Annotated in this window: 11 protein-coding genes; 2 read left to right on the top strand and 9 right to left on the bottom strand. The window is 59.5% G+C overall.

All coding sequences use genetic code 11. From position 1 onward, the window contains the following. Positions 1-74: 74 nt before the first annotated feature. Both ASG35_RS08520 and ASG35_RS08515 read right to left on the bottom strand, forming a co-directional pair. On the bottom strand, positions 75-4778 hold the full coding sequence (locus ASG35_RS08520) for a glutamate synthase-related protein (protein ID WP_056355516.1): 4704 nt from the start codon (positions 4776-4778) through the stop codon (positions 75-77). 333 nt (positions 4779-5111) lie between these two features. Then, on the bottom strand, positions 5112-5819 hold the full coding sequence (locus ASG35_RS08515; protein WP_056355514.1) for a transposase: 708 nt from the start codon (positions 5817-5819) through the stop codon (positions 5112-5114). Positions 5820-6126: 307 nt separating this feature from the next. Here ASG35_RS08515 and ASG35_RS08510 point away from each other — a divergent pair, with 307 nt between their 5' ends. Together ASG35_RS08510 and ASG35_RS08505 are read left to right on the top strand one after the other, a co-directional pair. Further along, positions 6127-6852: an OmpW/AlkL family protein gene (locus ASG35_RS08510; protein ID WP_056355512.1), complete on the top strand. Its 726-nt coding sequence runs from the start codon at positions 6127-6129 to the stop codon at positions 6850-6852. A 291-nt stretch (positions 6853-7143) separates the two neighbouring features. Next, positions 7144-7521: a DUF883 family protein gene (locus ASG35_RS08505; RefSeq protein WP_056355510.1), complete on the top strand. Its 378-nt coding sequence runs from the start codon at positions 7144-7146 to the stop codon at positions 7519-7521. A gap of 67 nt (positions 7522-7588) precedes the next feature. Here ASG35_RS08505 and ugpQ read toward each other — a convergent pair whose 3' ends face one another. The 7 genes from ugpQ to ASG35_RS08470 form a co-directional block, all read right to left on the bottom strand. After that, a complete protein-coding gene (ugpQ, locus tag ASG35_RS08500) occupies positions 7589-8332 on the bottom strand; it encodes a glycerophosphodiester phosphodiesterase (protein WP_056355507.1) in 744 nt (247 codons plus the stop codon). Between the two features lie 14 nt (positions 8333-8346). Beyond that, the gene (locus tag ASG35_RS08495; RefSeq protein WP_056355504.1) at positions 8347-9429 is read right to left on the bottom strand and encodes a sn-glycerol-3-phosphate import ATP-binding protein UgpC; all 1083 of its coding nucleotides are present in this window, start codon (positions 9427-9429) and stop codon (positions 8347-8349) included. A gap of 9 nt (positions 9430-9438) precedes the next feature. Further along, the gene (locus ASG35_RS08490) at positions 9439-9747 is read right to left on the bottom strand and encodes an antibiotic biosynthesis monooxygenase family protein (RefSeq protein WP_056355501.1); all 309 of its coding nucleotides are present in this window, start codon (positions 9745-9747) and stop codon (positions 9439-9441) included. Between the two features lie 13 nt (positions 9748-9760). Beyond that, complete coding sequence (gene ugpE / locus ASG35_RS08485) at positions 9761-10606, bottom strand: sn-glycerol-3-phosphate ABC transporter permease UgpE (protein WP_056355499.1); 846 nt, start codon at positions 10604-10606, stop codon at positions 9761-9763. Then, on the bottom strand, positions 10603-11487 hold the full coding sequence (ugpA, locus tag ASG35_RS08480; protein WP_056355496.1) for a sn-glycerol-3-phosphate ABC transporter permease UgpA: 885 nt from the start codon (positions 11485-11487) through the stop codon (positions 10603-10605). The genes ugpE and ugpA overlap by 4 nt, the downstream gene beginning before the upstream one ends. A 9-nt stretch (positions 11488-11496) precedes the next feature. Further along, positions 11497-12819, bottom strand: coding sequence for a sn-glycerol-3-phosphate ABC transporter substrate-binding protein UgpB (gene ugpB / locus ASG35_RS08475; RefSeq protein WP_056355492.1), 1323 nt, complete (start codon positions 12817-12819; stop codon positions 11497-11499). A 79-nt stretch (positions 12820-12898) separates the two neighbouring features. Next, entirely contained in the window at positions 12899-14125 is a 1227-nt protein-coding gene (locus tag ASG35_RS08470; RefSeq protein WP_056355635.1) for a deoxyguanosinetriphosphate triphosphohydrolase, read from the bottom strand. Between the last annotated feature and the right edge of the window lie 30 nt (positions 14126-14155).

Genomic DNA, 14155 nt, shown 5'->3' with positions numbered 1-14155 from the left:
TCTTTCTCTGTATTTGGGGTTGATCCACCCTCCGGCGTCTGACGCCGAAGGGCCGTGCTGAAGATTAAGAAGGCTCAGGCGGCGATCGCGTCTTTCGCTTTCTTTGCGCCCAGTTCGCCGAGCGCCCGCTTGTACTCCGTCGGGAACACCTTCACGAACTGACGGCGCGACGCATCCCAGCTCTCGAGCAACGCTTTCGCGCGCGGCGATCCAGTGGTCTGGAAGTGCCGCTCGATCAAGCCCTTGAGCAAAGCTTCATCGGTCTGGCCGGTGTGCCACAACGCGCGATCAACCGTGCGTTCCTGTTCGGCTTGTTGCAGAACCGGATCGAGCGCGACCATCGCCTTGTTAGCCTTGCCGCCGAACGTGCCGTCCGGATCGTAGACAAACGCCACGCCGCCCGACATGCCCGCCGCGAAGTTCCGGCCGGTCTCGCCAAGCACGACCACCGTGCCGCCGGTCATGTACTCGCAGCCGTGATCGCCCGTGCCTTCCACAACCGCCGTCGCACCCGAGTTACGCACGGCGAAACGCTCACCCGCAACGCCGCGGAAATAGGCTTCGCCTTCAATCGCGCCGTACAAAACCGTGTTGCCGCAGATGATGTTTTCTTCCGACTTGCCGCGGAAATCGTTCGTCGGGCGAATGATGATGCGGCCGCCCGAGAGACCCTTGCCGACGTAGTCGTTGCCGTCGCCGACGAGATCCAGCGTGATGCCCTTCGCCAGGAACGCGCCGAAACTTTGCCCCGCCGTGCCCTTCAACTGAATGTGGATGGCGTCATCGGCGAGACCGTCATGGCCGTGTTTGCGCGCGACGAGACCCGACAGCATTGCGCCAACTGTACGGTTCACGTTGCGCACCGGCTGGATAAACGAAACATGCTCGCCCTTCTCAATGGCCGCCTTCGACTTCTCGATCAACACGTGATCCAGCGCTTTCTCGAGGCCGTGATCCTGCGTCTCGACGTGCTTCGTCGCGATGCTGCCGTCGTTCGGCACTTGATAAAACACCTTCGAGAAGTCCAGGCCCTTCGCTTTCCAATGCTCGACGCCTTTCTTTGTATCGAGCAATTCGGCGTGGCCAATGAGGTCATCGAACTTGCGAACGCCAAGCTGAGCCATGATTTCCCGCACTTCTTCCGCAATGAAGAAGAAGAAGTTCACGACGTGTTCCGGCTGCCCGGTGAACTTGGCGCGCAGCACCGGATCTTGCGTAGCGACGCCGACCGGGCACGTGTTCAGGTGACATTTGCGCATCATGATGCAACCTTGCACCACGAGCGGCGCGGTCGCAAAACCGAATTCATCGGCGCCGAGCAGCGCACCGATCACCACGTCGCGGCCTGTCTTCATCTGACCGTCGGCCTGCACGCGAATACGGCCGCGCAGACGGTTGAGCACGAGCGTCTGCTGCGTTTCGGCAAGACCCAATTCCCACGGCGTTCCCGCGTGCTTCAACGATGACAACGGCGAAGCGCCCGTGCCGCCATCATGGCCCGCGATCACGACGTGATCGGCCTTTGCCTTGGCAACGCCGGCGGCGACCGTTCCAACGCCCACTTCCGACACCAGCTTTACCGACACGCTCGACGACGCGTTCACGTTTTTCAGATCGTGAATCAGCTGCGCCAGGTCTTCGATGGAATAGATATCGTGATGCGGCGGCGGCGAAATCAGGCCCACGCCCGGCACCGAATAACGCAACTTGCCAATGTAATCGCTGACCTTGTGGCCCGGCAGTTGTCCGCCTTCGCCCGGCTTCGCGCCCTGCGCCATCTTGATCTGGATCTGATCCGCCGACGACAGATATTCCGCTGTCACGCCAAAGCGTCCGGACGCCACTTGCTTGATGCGCGAACGCAGCGAATCGCCGTCTTTCAGCGGGATATCGGTGACGACTTCATCGCCGATAACCGAGCGCATGGTGTCGCCGTTCTTGATCGGAATGCCGCGCAACTCATTGCGATACCGGTTCGCGTCCTCGCCGCCTTCACCCGTGTTCGACTTCCCGCCAATACGGTTCATGGCCACGGCCAGCGTAGCGTGCGCTTCGGTGCTGATCGAACCGAGCGACATGGCGCCCGTCGCAAAGCGCTTGACGATCTCCTTCGCCGGCTCCACTTCATCGAGCGGAATGGCCTTCGCGGGATCGACCTTGAACTCGAACAAACCACGGAACGTCATATGACGCCGGGTCTGATCGTTGATCAGATGCGCGTATTCCTTGTACGTCTGATACGAATTGCTGCGGGTGGAATGCTGCAGCTTGGCGATCGCATCCGGCGTCCACATGTGCTCTTCACCGCGCACGCGATACGCATATTCACCGCCGGCATCGAGCATGGTCGCGAGGATGGGATTCTCACCAAACGCCTCACGATGCAGACGGATCGCTTCCTCGGCCACTTCGAAAATGCCGATACCGCCAACCTTCGACGCCGTGCCCTTGAAGTACTTCTCGACCAGATCACTCGCGAGACCGACCGCTTCGAAAATCTGCGCGCCCGTGTACGACATGTACGTGGAAATGCCCATCTTGGACATGACTTTGTACAAGCCCTTGCCGACCGCTTTCGTGTAGTTGTAGATGGCTTTGTCGGCGGAAAGATCGCCCTTCAGGCCTTCGGCCATCTGCGCGAGCGTTTCCAGCGCGAGGTACGGATGCACGGCTTCCGCGCCATATGCGGCGAGCAACGCAAAGTGATGCGTCTCGCGCGCCGATCCCGTTTCCACGACCAGACCCGTGCTCGTGCGCAAACCGTGCTGCACGAGATGCGTATGAATGGCGGACGTAGCCAACAGCGCCGGAATGGCCAGGTTGTCGCGATCCATCTTGCGATCGGACACGATCAACATGTTGTAGCCGGATTTCACCGCGTCCACGGCTTCCGCGCAAAGCGAAGCCAGGCGTGCTTCCACGCCTTCGTTGCCCCACACGACCGGATAGCAGATGCTCAGCTCGTAGGAACTGAACTTGCCGCCGGTGTATTTATCGATGGCGCGAATCTTCGCGATGTCCTTGAAGTCGAGCACAGGCTGCGAGACTTCGAGGCGCATCGTGGGGTTAATGTTGGTCGTATCGAGCAGGTTCGGCTTCGGGCCGACGAACGACACCAGCGACATCACCATGTTCTCGCGGATCGGGTCGATCGGCGGATTTGTGACCTGCGCGAACAATTGCTTGAAGTAGTGATACAGCGTCTTGTTCTTGTTGGACATGACCGCCAGCGGCGAGTCGTTGCCCATGGACCCGACAGCTTCCTCACCCAGTTGCGCCATTGGCGCCATCAGGAACTTGACGTCTTCCTGCGTGTAGCCGAACGCCTGCTGACGATCCAGCAAAGCGGCCGCCTCGCGACGCTGCGTTTCGACTTCCTCGGCTTTCGGCTCGATCTCGTCGAGCTTGATGCGCACGGCGTCGATCCAGCTCTTGTACGGCTTGCCGTTCGCGAGGTTGTCCTTGAGTTCCTTGTCGTCGATGATCCGGCCTTGTTCCATGTCGATCAGGAACATCTTGCCCGGCTGCAGACGCCACTTCTTGACGATCTTCGATTCCGGCACGGGCAGCACGCCCGCCTCCGACGCGAGAATCACGAGGTCGTCGTCCGTGATGACATAACGCGCGGGACGCAGGCCGTTGCGGTCCAGCGTGGCGCCGATCTGGCGGCCATCGGTGAACGCGATGGCGGCCGGGCCGTCCCACGGTTCCATCATGGCTGCGTGATATTCGTAGAACGCGCGGCGGTTGTCGTCCATCAACGTGTGCTGTTCCCAGGCTTCCGGGATCATCATCATCATGGCGTGGACAAGCGGATAACCCGCCATCACAAGCAATTCAAGGCAGTTATCGAACGATGCAGTGTCCGACTGGCCCGGATAGATCAGCGGCCAGAGTTTCGGCAGGTCGTCGCCCAGCACGTAGCTGGCGATCGCGCCGGTGCGCGCGTTCAGCCAATTGACGTTGCCCTTCACGGTGTTGATTTCACCGTTGTGCGCAATCATGCGATACGGGTGCGCGAGCTCCCATGCGGGGAACGTGTTCGTGGAGAAGCGCTGGTGCACGAGCGCGAGTGCCGAGACGGTGCGCTCGTCCTGCAGGTCGCGGTAATACACGCCGACCTGACCGGCCAGCAACAGGCCTTTGTAGACGACGGTACGCGCCGACATCGACGGTACGAAGTATTCCTTGCCGTGCTTGAGCTTGAGCGCCTGGATCCGGTGACTAGCCGTCTTGCGGATCACGTACAGCTTGCGCTCGAGCGCGTCGGTCACGACGATATCTTTTCCACGGCCAATGAAGATTTGCCGGATCAGCGGTTCGCTCGCTTTCACGGTCGGCGAAATCGGCATGGTGGCGTCAACGGGAACATCTCGCCAGCCGAGCACGACCTGGCCTTCGGCTTTCACCGTGCGCTCGAGTTCCTGCTCGCAAGCCAGCCGCGAAGCGTGTTCTTTCGGCAGGAAGATCATGCCCACGCCGTACTCGCCTTCCGGCGGCAACGTTACGCCCTGCTTCGCCATTTCCTCACGATAAAACCCATCGGGGATCTGGATCAGGATGCCCGCGCCGTCGCCCATCAGCTTGTCGGCGCCAACTGCGCCACGATGGTCGAGGTTTTCGAGGATCTTGAGACCCTGCTGAATGATTTCGTGGCGCTTCTTGCCCTTGATATGAGCGACAAACCCGACGCCACACGAGTCGTGTTCGTTCTCGGGGTCGTACATGCCCTGCGCGGCGGGAGCGGAACCGAGAGTCGGCGGCAATTGTTCGTTCATGGGTCACCGTGTTCTGTGGGGAGGCCGCGGACGGCCGTTGAACATGTTTTATGCGTTGCTCGCGTCGATGGCAGGCCAAGACCCTGAACCTTGCAATGATCGCGAAGCCGGGTAAGCAATGGACGCAATGCGCCCCGAACCGCCGGAAAACGAAATATACGCGATCAATCAAGCAGTTGGCAATCAAAACGCATTGATATGACACCAATTATCGACTTGGTGCATGAATGCCCCATTTTATTAGTTCCATATCAAATGGGAAAAAATAAAACGGCGTAGCGATTTTTGTCGTCACGCCGTTAGTTCATTCTTCAGTTCTTGCACAAAACTCCGTTATTGAGTCTGTGGTGTTTCGCGTATTTTGCGAGGCCGGCCGCGCGGCAGCGGCGAAACGCGCCGGTTGGCTGCACGCGCCGCCCACTCGCGGTACGCATCGCTGCCGAGCACCCAACCCTTGAGCGTTGCTTGAAGGAGACGATTGGCTTCGCGTTCGTCGAGCGGTTGTTCGCACAGTTCCAGATACGCGCGCTGGCGTTCGAACGGCGTATTGCCGAGTTTCCAGTAAAGCGGATGGTCGGTGATCAGGCTGTCGAGTGTCAGCCCAATGTGATGGCGATAGCTCGACCACTTGTAGTCCTGTGGCGTGGCCGCAAGCCCCGCTTGCACCGGCGCCATTTCGACCACGCGGCTGGCGAGCAGGAAATACGTCTCACCTTCTATCACCGTTGCACGATAGCGGCCTTCCCATAACGTGCCGCGACGTGCATACCGGCGATTGAAGTGCGCGACGTACCGCCTGCCGACCGCCTGCATGGCTTTTGGCAAGCTCGCTTCGTCGCGGGGCGTGACGAGCAAATGCACCGCGCCGGGCATCAGCGCGTAGGCGTGGATGGCGAGATTGTGGTCGCGCGATGCAGTCCGCAGACATTCGATAAAAAGCTCGTAGTCCGGAGCATCGATAAAAGCGGGCTGCTGGTCGAGGCCGCGCAAGATAACGTGTTGCGGCTGTTCGGGAACGTAGAGTCGTGCAAGCCGTGCCATTCTGGATTTTCCGTTGGTCGGGCGTTGATCGGGTTCAAGGAAATTCTGGAGACAGGGATTCGGGCGGCCGGCGCTCCCGGGGGTCTGTCCAAACGATATTCTGGGCCACCTTGAAAATTTTCGTCGAGATGCCGGCAATTCGCATCGACGAGAGAAGTCAGGTGTACGAGACAGTTTTATGCATCGTGTGCATCGCGCTAACCCAATTGGAGCCAGCATTCCTCTTAGGGAAAACGCTTTGCGGCGAAACGTGGTTTGTTTCAAATGTTCTGTTCATAATTAGCGTGCTTTCTCGGAGGAGCACTCAATGAAAATAAAACAGGTAGTCACGGGGATTGCAGCATTTACCTGCATCACTGGCGCGGCACACGCGCAATCGGCAAATACGTTCTACTTCACTACGGGATGGTTCCACTTCGCGCCGCTTTCGAGCAGCGGCCCGCTCAAGGAGACGAGTGTAGGTGGATCGCCGGTTGGCATTGAAGTGCCCAACACTGGCGCCAGTCTCTCGAATGCCGATACTGCAGGCTTTACCGCGGGCTACTTCGTCACTGATCACATCGCAGGCGAATTCGTAATGGGCATCCCACCGAAATTCGACCTCAAGGGCGACAAGAGTTACTCGGGCTACGGCACGGTCGGAACGGCCAAGCAATGGAGCCCGACGTTTCTTCTGAAGTATTACTTTATGCAGCCACAAGCGAAGTTGCGTCCGTACGTTGGTATTGGCGTGACGCGTGTGTGGTTCACCGACGCCAAGATCACCAATACCGGCTTCGAGGCCAACGTGCTGCATGGTCCGACCGACGTATCAACGGATCGTTCCTGGGCTCCGGTGTTTAATGCAGGTCTCACTTATGCATTCTCGGAGCACTGGTTTGCCGGCTTCTCGCTCTCCTTCGTGCCGTTGCATGCCACCGCAAAGCTGACCACACAGGCTCAGACGCCGGTCGGACCGCTTACGGTGAAAACCGAGGCGAAGCTCCGGCTGAATCCGATCGTGACGTATCTGAACATCGGTTACCGGTTCTGACGTTTTCTTCCGGCTAAGCAAACGAACGCCGCTACGTGCGAAACGCAGCGGCGTTTTGTTTCTATCCGCTTGTAAAAATGACTTGTAGTTGTGTCACTTAAGTGAACGCCAACGCAGTTTCTACTCAGTCGACATCTTTCCAATCGATCGGATGCCGTGCGCCGCAAGGCTTCAGCGCGCAATGTCGAGGACGACGCTTGAACCGGCATCCAACTTGCTCACCTTCAGCGTTTCCGCAAACTTTGATACGTTTGCGCCCATCCACGATTCATCCATCGACGGAGCGATCCTATGAACGCATTTCCCAATACGCGAGACGCCATCGGAGATTCATGGAACTCCACCAGCCGCCGTGCTCGCCGGATTTCACGGCACAGCAGTGACGCAGCGCAAGACATTGGCGGCGAACTTCGCACGCTGATTTCGGAGATTGAAGAGACGTTGTCCGAAGGCACATCGGCGGATGTCGCCGCGTTGCGCGCCCAGTTGAGCAAACGCGTGGATTCGGCGCGTGCCCGTTTGAACGACACGCAAGATGCAGTACGCGCCCGCGCCAATGCAGCGCTGGCCGATGCGGACACTTATATTCACGATAAACCCTGGCAAACCATTGCCCTGGTCGGTGGCCTCGCGCTCGTCGCGGGCGTGTTGCTGGCTCGCGCGCGCTAAGTTACAACTTTTAGCGTCGTGAAAAGCGCGCTCCGGGATAGCCCGGCGCGCGCTTTTTATTTGCTGCTCATTCGAGAAAATCCGCACCGATTACATCGATACGATCCGTACAGATCGCATCCACGCCCCACTGCGCAAGTTCGCGGGCTCGGGCTGGCTCATTCACCGTGTACGCCAGGATCCGCAGGCCCGAGTCCTTGATCTCGCGGACCAGCGCTTCATTGAGCTTCGCGTGGTCCGCGTGCAGCGACACGCACGAGAGCGCCGCTGCCTGCGCGCGCCAATCGGCGGGAATGTCCTCGTAAAGCATTCCGCGCGGCAGGTCGGGCGCGGCCTCGGCGGCAGCTTCGAGCGCCGCATACGAAAACGATGACAACAGCGGCGCGGGCCCGGCATCGGCCCATAAGCGCGCTGCCTCTTGCGCCACGAGAACGCCGGTTTCCACGTCCCGCCCTTCGCACGGCTTGATTTCGATGTTCGCCGCGATCCCATGCTGGAAGCATCGTTCGGCGACTTGCGCGAGCGTCGGCATGCGGGCGCCCTTGAAACGCGGGTCGAACCACGTGCCGGCATCGAGCGTGGCGATTTCATCGTAGCGCATGGTTTTTGCCGGACCGCGACCATCGGATGTGCGATCAACGAGGTCGTCGTGTAGCAAAAACACGACGTTATCCGCCGATAATTTCGCGTCGAACTCGATCATTTTCAGGCCGAGCCGTGCGCCGGTGTCGATTCCGTCCAGCGTGTTTTCCGGCGCAACTTTGCCGCCGCCACGATGCGCGACGATGCGCGGATAGGGCCAGGTTTTCATCGTCAATCGTCCTTTCAGTTCACGCGTTGGCCGGTCTGCGGATCGAAAATATGCAGCCGATGCGCGGGCAGCGCAACTTCAAGCGCTTCACCGCGCGCCGGCCGATGTTCATGCGGCAAGCGCACTGCAACGTCGTGATTGCCCCAGCGGCCGTGCGCCAGATTGTCCGCGCCGAGGAGTTCGCAGGAATCCACGGTGAGCGTCACGTGCGCGCCCGGCTGTCCCGGCAGCATGTGTTCCGGCCGGATTCCCAGCGTCCATTCACGACCCTTCAGATCCTGCGTCAGCGCGTTCATGCCAGCGAGCGGCAGACGTGGACCGTTGCCGGCGACATCGAAGGTGGAACCGTCGTCCGAAACGCGGCCGTCCATCAAATTCATGGCCGGCGAGCCGATGAAACTTGCCACGAAAACTGTCGCCGGGCGCTCGTACACTTCGGTCGGCGGCCCGATCTGCTCGGCGTAACCGCGGTTCATCACGATCACGCGCTGAGCGAGCGTCATGGCTTCAATCTGATCGTGCGTGACATACAGGCTCGTGGTCCCGAGCCGTGCGTGCAGCCGCTGAATCTCCAGCCGCATTTGCACGCGAAGTTTGGCGTCGAGATTGGAAAGCGGTTCGTCGAAGAGAAACACCGCCGGTTCGCGCACGATCGCGCGGCCCATCGCCACGCGCTGACGCTGACCACCCGACAACTCACGCGGCTTTCTCTGCAGCAACGGTTCGAGCTCCAGGATCTTCGCCGCGTTCTGCACGCGCCGGTCGATATCGGCCTTGCTCACGCCGCCGATCTTCAGCGCATACGCCATGTTCTGCGCGACGCTCATGTGCGGATACAGCGCGTAATTCTGGAACACCATTGCAATATCGCGATCCTTCGGCTCGAGCGTGTTCACCACCTTCTCGCCGATGGAAATCGTCCCTTCGGACACGCTTTCGAGTCCCGCGACCATCCGCAGCAACGTGGATTTACCGCAGCCCGACGGCCCGACCATGACGACGAATTCACCATCGGCGACTTGCACGTCGATGCCATGCAGCACGAACTGCTTGCCGTCGTACGTTTTCTTGACGCTTTGAAGGCTTAGTGCAGCCATCGACCCGCCTTATTTCAGTGCGCCCGCGACCGTCGCGAAATGCGCGACCGCGACACCCGGTTCATAGAATTTGTGCAGCAATTCGCGCCATTCCTGGTATCCGGCCGAATTGCGAAAACCGTCCTGATGCGCGGCGACCGTTTCCCATCGCACGAGTAAAACGTATTGCGAGCCATTGTTTGCGTCGGCGCCGCGCACGAGTTCGTGCGAGAGAAATCCCGGTTGCGCCGAGATGATCTTCTCGGCCTGAGCGAACGCCGTTTCGAATGCAGTTTCTTCGCCGGCCTTCACCGGCAATTGCGCGACTTCAAGGATCATTGAATAAGCTCCGTTATTTTTCTGAATCGACAAGACCACGCACGAACCAGCGCTGCATGCTCAGCACCACGGCGAGCGGCGGCAGCATCGCGAGCAAGGTCGCGGTCATCACGAGATGCCATTCGGTGGCCGTGTCGCCCGACGCGATCATGCTCTTGATGCCGACGACCGCGGTTTGCATCGACTGGTCGCTGCTGATCAGGATGGGCCACAAGTACTGGTTCCAGCCATAGATGAACGTGATCACGAAAAGCGCGGCAATGTTCGTCTTCGAGAGCGGCAGCACCACGTCCCACAGGAAACGCAATGCGCCCGCGCCGTCGATGCGCGCCGCTTCCATGAGTTCATCGGGCAGCGTCATGAAGAACTGGCGGAACAGGAACGTCGCTGTCGCCGACGCAATCAGCGGCAGCGTCAAACCGGCGTACGTGTTGCTCATATGCATCGATGAAACCACTTGCACCGTCGGAAAAATCCGCACTTCCACGGGCAGCATCAGCGTGATGAAAATGAGCCAGAACGCGAGGTTCTTGAACGGAAAGCGAAAGAACACGATGGCATATGCGGACAGCATCGAAATGACGATTTTCCCGATGGAAATCACGAGCGCCATGACAAGGCTGTTCATCAGCATGCGGCCGAAGGGACTCGCCGCGCTGCCGCTGCCATGCGTCCAGATGTGCGCAACGTTCTCGAACAAATGCGTGCTCGGCACGAGCGAGAGCGGCACGTTGAAGACTTCGGCTTCGCTCATGGTGGCCGCGCAAAACGCGATGTACACCGGAAACACGACCAGCACCACGCCGACGATCAGCACCGCGTGGCAAAAGAGGTCGAAACCGCGACGGTTCTCGATCATGAGTACTGGACCCGGCGTTCAATAAAGCGGAATTGCACGATGGTCAACGCCACCACGATCACCATCAGCACGACGGACTGCGCGCCGGAACTGCCGATATCGAGTCCCTGGAAACCTTCGGCGAAGATCTTGTAGATGAGCGTCTTCGTGGACTGCGCGGGGCCGCCGCCGGTTGCGGCATCGATAACCGGGAAGGTATCGAAGAAAGCGTAGACCACATTCACGGTCAGCAGGAAGAAGCTTGTCGGCGACAACAACGGCAACGCGATCCCGAAGAAGCGGCGCACGGGACCGGCGCCATCGATGGCTGCTGCTTCGATCAGCGATCGCGGAATGGCCTGCAAGCCGGCATAAAAAAACAGGAAGTTGTAGCTCACCTGTTTCCACACGGACGCCAGCACCACCAGAAACATGGCTTGCGAACCGTTCAGCGCGTGATTCCAGACAATGCCGTATTTCGCGAGCGCATACGTCACCAGGCCAATACTCGGATTGAACAAGAACGACCACAACACGGCTGCAATCGCAGGCGCCACCGCGTACGGCCAGATCAACAGCGTCTGATACGTCCTGGCGCCGCGCGTCACGCGATCGGCGCACGCTGCAAGCAACAGCGAAATGACAAGCCCGGACACGGTGACGAGCGTGCAGAAGATGATCGTCGTGTTGAACGAAGAGAGGTAAAGCGGATCGGTGAAGATCTGCTTGAAGTTCGCCAAACCGACAAACTCACTCGATGTCCCAAACGCGTCCTGCGTTTGCGTGGCCTGCCACAGCGCCTCGCCCGCCGGCCACAGAAAAAAGAGCGCGGTGATCGCGAGCTGCGGCGCGACCAGCAGATAAGGCAGCAGGCTCGTATTGAACCGCGATCGTTTCTCCATGGCGCGCTCTTAGCTTCCCGCTTTTTCGAAGCGGCGCAGCAGATCGTCGCCGCGCGATGCGGCTGAATCCAGCGCTTCTTTCGGCGTCTTCTTTTGCGCCCACACTTGTTCGAGCTCTTCGTCGACGATCGTGCGGATTTGCGGCATGTTGCCCAGACGCAAGCCCTTCGTGAACGGCAGCGGCGGCTTGTTCAGCATCTGCTTGATGGCGGTATCGGAGCCGGGATTCTTGTCGTAGAAACCCTGCTTTTGCGTCAATTCATACGCGGCTGTGGTAACCGGCAGATAACCTGTGTCCTGATGCCATTTCGCCGCAACCGCCGGCGACGTCAAGTACGCGAGGAACTTCGCGACGCCCTTGTACGTTGCCGCGTCCTTGCCCGACAGCACCCAAAGGCTCGCGCCGCCAATGATCGCGTTCTGCGGTGCGCCCTTCACGCTTTCGTCGTAGGGCATCATGCCCGTGCCGAAGCTGAACTTCGCATATTTCTTGATGTTGGCGAGCGAGCCCGACGAGTTCGTCACAATGCCGCAATCGCCGCTATAGAACTTCGATACCGCTTCGTCCTTGCGGCCAACGTACGTGAACGTGCCGTCCTTCGCCATGTTCTGCAGGAACTGGATGTGCGCGACCTGCAGCGGCTTGTTGAATTCGAGCACGGCGTCGGAACCATCGAAACCATTGTTCTTCGACGCAAACGGCACACCGTGCCACGCGCTGTAGTTCTCCAGCTGAATCCAGCTTTGCCAGCCCGACGAATACCCGCACATGCCGGCCGCTTTCAGCTTCTTGGAATCGGCTTCGAGTTCGCCCCAGGTTTTCGGCGGATGCGTTGGATCGATGCCCGCTTTCTTGAACGCGTCCTTGTTGTAGTACAGCACGGGCGTGGAGCTGTTGAACGGCATCGAAATCAGATGGCCGGTTTTCGAGTCGCTGTAATAACTCGCGATGGTCGGCACGAACGCCTTTTCGTCGAGCGGAACACCGGCTTGCTTGAAAACATCGGAGACGGGGATCACGGCTTTCTTGGCCTGGATCATCGTGGCCGTGCCGACTTCATAAACCTGCAGGATGGCCGGAGCGTTGCCGCTGCGATACGCCGCAATGCCCGCCGCCAGCGTCTGGTCGTAGCTGCCCTTGAAAACCGGCACGATCTTGTAGTCGCTTTGCGACTTGTTGAAGTCGTTCGCGATGTCGTTCACACGCTCGCCGAGCGCGGATTCCATTGCATGCCAGAACTGGATTTCGGTTGCAGCCTGCGCCTGGCTTGCGCCAAACGTGAGCGCGGCGGCGAGGGAAATGGAGCTGACCAGCAGCTTGCGACTACTCATGAGTAACGTCTCCTTGAACCCGGTGGAATTTGCGTGTTTCTCGCGAAAAAGGGATTCGAAAATCCCTGAACGCGCGATTCTAGTTGTCGTCGATGACGAACAGACGTCCGTATTCTTTTAGCGCGTACCGGTCTGTCATTCCCGCGATGTAATGCGCGATCAGCCTTGCCTGCGTAGTGTTTCCGGCGGAAGCGGCGGAGTGATTATCGTTCGCCGATTCCTCCGCGACCGGCGCGCGCGCCTGGTAGTCGGGCGGCAACAGGCGCGGGTCGTCGATGAACGCCTTGAAGAGGCCGGTGATCACGCGCTGCGCCTTGTTGGCCATGCGCATCACGCGATAATGGCGATAGAGATTCTTGTACAGGAAACGCTTGAGCTCGGTGGCCTGGGCCGCGACGGCCGGTCCGTGCGCAACGAGAGCGGGCGCGTTGCGCACGTCATCCACGGATTGCGGATTGACCCGCGCGAGATTCTCGTTCGTCGCCTCGATCAGATCCACGATCAGCGTATTGATAATCCGCCGGATAGTCTCGTGAATCAGCCTGCGCCCCTCGATGTCCGGGTATTCGGCACGCGCCGTTTCGTAATGCGTCTGCCACAGCGCGACGTTGGCGAGCTGGTCGAGTGTGATCAGGCCAGAACGCAGGCCGTCGTCGACATCGTGATTGTTGTAGGCGATTTCGTCGGCGACATTCGCGATCTGCGCTTCAATGGATGGCTGCTTGCGGTTCAGGAAGCGCTCGCCCAGTTCGCCGAGCTTCAATGCGTTTTCGCGCGAACAATGTTTGAGAATGCCTTCGCGCGTTTCGAAGCAGAGGTTGAGTCCGTCGAATGCGCCATAGTGCTCTTCGAGTTCATCGACAACCACAAGGCTTTGCAGGTTGTGTTCGAAACCGCCGTGCTCGCTCATGCATTCGTTGAGCGCGTCCTGTCCGGCATGGCCGAACGGCGTATGGCCGAGATCGTGCGCAAGCGAAATGGCTTCGACCAGATCCTCGTTCACGCGCAGATTGCGTGCGACAGACCGCGCGATCTGCGCGACTTCCAGGCTATGAGTCAGGCGTGTGCGGAACAGGTCGCCTTCGTGGTTCACGAAAACCTGCGTCTTGTATTCGAGCCGCCGAAATGCAGTCGAATGGACGATGCGATCGCGGTCGCGCTGAAATTCGGTGCGCGCGGCCGGCGCTTTTTCTTCGAAACGGCGGCCGCGAGATTGGGCGGAATGCGCCGCAAACGGCGCGAGATGCGCCTCGAGTGCGAACGGCTTCGGTGTGATGCTGGAAACCTGCAATGTCTTGTCGCTCACCGGCTGCTCCGAATCGTCGTTCTGTTCTGC

It is taken from the genome of Burkholderia sp. Leaf177 (assembly GCF_001424345.1).
GTDB lineage: Bacteria > Pseudomonadota > Gammaproteobacteria > Burkholderiales > Burkholderiaceae > Caballeronia.
The sequence above is the reverse complement of the archived record's forward strand: the minus strand, read 5'-3'. Positions and strand labels throughout refer to the sequence as shown.

Coding starts and splice junctions, on each gene's coding strand:
- ugpQ (WP_056355507.1), bottom strand. CDS start 8,332: ATGAAAACCTGGCCCTATCCGCGCATCGTCGCGCATCGTGGCGGCGGC.
- ASG35_RS08495 (WP_056355504.1), bottom strand. CDS start 9,429: ATGGCTGCACTAAGCCTTCAAAGCGTCAAGAAAACGTACGACGGCAAG.
- ugpB (WP_056355492.1), bottom strand. CDS start 12,819: ATGAGTAGTCGCAAGCTGCTGGTCAGCTCCATTTCCCTCGCCGCCGCG.
- ugpA (WP_056355496.1), bottom strand. CDS start 11,487: ATGGAGAAACGATCGCGGTTCAATACGAGCCTGCTGCCTTATCTGCTG.
- ASG35_RS08505 (WP_056355510.1), top strand. CDS start 7,144: ATGAACGCATTTCCCAATACGCGAGACGCCATCGGAGATTCATGGAAC.
- ASG35_RS08490 (WP_056355501.1), bottom strand. CDS start 9,747: ATGATCCTTGAAGTCGCGCAATTGCCGGTGAAGGCCGGCGAAGAAACT.
- ugpE (WP_056355499.1), bottom strand. CDS start 10,606: ATGATCGAGAACCGTCGCGGTTTCGACCTCTTTTGCCACGCGGTGCTG.
- ASG35_RS08510 (WP_056355512.1), top strand. CDS start 6,127: ATGAAAATAAAACAGGTAGTCACGGGGATTGCAGCATTTACCTGCATC.
- ASG35_RS08520 (WP_056355516.1), bottom strand. CDS start 4,778: ATGAACGAACAATTGCCGCCGACTCTCGGTTCCGCTCCCGCCGCGCAG.
- ASG35_RS08515 (WP_056355514.1), bottom strand. CDS start 5,819: ATGGCACGGCTTGCACGACTCTACGTTCCCGAACAGCCGCAACACGTT.